The sequence below is a fragment of the Rhizobium ecuadorense genome (assembly GCF_001187535.1).
Taxonomy (GTDB): domain Bacteria; phylum Pseudomonadota; class Alphaproteobacteria; order Rhizobiales; family Rhizobiaceae; genus Rhizobium; species Rhizobium ecuadorense.
Map to the genome: position 1 here is coordinate 1 of NZ_LFIO01000771.1, position 231 is coordinate 231.

A 231-nucleotide genomic window follows, 5' to 3' on the forward strand; every position below is an offset into this window, starting at 1 on the left:
CACGACCCCAAGATCCTCTTTCTGGACGAACCGACCATCGGTCTTGATGTGGTCGCCAAGGATGCGGTTCGGCGCTTTCTCGCCGAAATCAACCGCGAGCGCGGCGTCACCATCATTCTCACCACCCATGATCTGCAGGACATCGAGACCATCTGCCCGCGGCTGATCATGGTCGATCACAGCAGGCTCATCTTCGACGGCGAGTTGAAGAGCCTGCGCACGGCTTTGGGC

1 protein-coding gene is annotated in these 231 nt (G+C 59.7%); it reads left to right on the forward strand.

Going from position 1 to position 231, the window contains the following annotated elements; genetic code table 11:
• The coding region (locus tag AF337_RS13820; RefSeq protein WP_342028429.1) for an AAA family ATPase at positions 1–231 on the forward strand (231 nt) is incomplete at both ends.